Raw genomic sequence first — 1,121 nt, forward strand, 5'->3', positions numbered from 1 at the left:
CGCGGAGGGGACCCGCACGCCGAGGTTCTCGGCGATGACTCCCACGCGGAGGCCCCCTCCGGCGACCATGTTGAGGATGCTGAGCGCAGTGGTCGAGAGGCCGGTCACGCCGTCGAGGCGGCGGGACACGTAGACGGCGAGGCGCAGGGTGGTCCGATAGCGATCGGCAAGGTCCGCGAGCTCCTGATCGTTCATACTTAGGAATCCTAAATGTTAGGTACCCTAACGACAATCCCTTGAGAGCGAACTCACACCGTCTGGGCCTTTACCATGAGGGGGTGAGGCTCCTTCTCATCCGCCACGGCCAGACGCCGTCCAACGTGATCCGAGCCCTCGACACCGGGGCTCCCGGACCGGGACTGACCGAACTCGGGCTCCAGCAGGCCGCGGCCCTCGTCGCGGCGCTCGCGAGTGAACAGATCGGCGCCCTCTTCGCCTCGAACCTCCACCGCGCCCAGCTCACGGCCGCTCCCCTCGCCGACGCGCTCGGGCTCGAGGTGGCCGTCCGCGAGGGCCTGCGCGAGATCGCGGCCGGATGCCTCGAGATGCGCTCGGATGCCGAGTCCATCGTCGCGTACCACGGGGTGCTCGAGGCCTGGATGCGCGGTCATCACGACGCACGGCTCGACGGCGGCGAGGCGTGCTCCGACGTCTACGCGCGGTTCAACGCCGTCATCGAAGAGGCGGAGGCGGTGGCCGCGGAGCTCGCCGCGTTGCGTGCCGAGACGCCCCGAGCGGTGGTCGCGATCGTGAGCCACGGGGCCATGATCCGGGCCTGGTGCGGGCGCCACGCCGTGAATCTGGGGGCGGACTTCGCGGCCGCCCAGAACCTCGCGAACACCGGAATCGTGGTGCTCACGGGCTCGTCCGCAGAGGGCTGGACGGTCGAGACGTGGGAGGGTTCAGCGATTGTGTGACGCACCTCGTCGCCGCATGCGACAGAATTGACCTGTGGTCTCACGCACTCGCACGATCGTCCTCAGCGGCGTCGGCGTCCTCGCGGCGGGCGGAATCGTCGCGGCCGTGATCGGGCTCTCGTCGCAGGGCGGCACACCGTCGCCCTCGCCGTCGGTCTCGACGTCGGCGTCCTCGTCGGCGACGCCGTCCACGTCCGCCACCCC

1 protein-coding gene and 1 pseudogene are annotated in these 1,121 nt (G+C 69.9%); one reads left to right on the forward strand and one right to left on the reverse strand.

Annotated features, from left to right (window positions below):
- Positions 1-195, reverse strand: a pseudogene (locus ACLN58_RS22445) (MarR family transcriptional regulator); the annotation flags it as partial.
- Between the two features lie 83 nt (positions 196-278).
- Here ACLN58_RS22445 and ACLN58_RS22450 point away from each other — a divergent pair.
- A complete protein-coding gene (locus ACLN58_RS22450) occupies positions 279-917 on the forward strand; it encodes a histidine phosphatase family protein (RefSeq protein ID WP_415857416.1) in 639 nt (212 codons plus the stop codon).
- Positions 918-1,121 lie beyond the last annotated feature (204 nt).

Origin of the sequence: Sinomonas sp. G460-2, assembly GCF_047759905.1 — a bacterium.
Taxonomy (GTDB): Bacteria; Actinomycetota; Actinomycetes; order Actinomycetales; family Micrococcaceae; genus Sinomonas.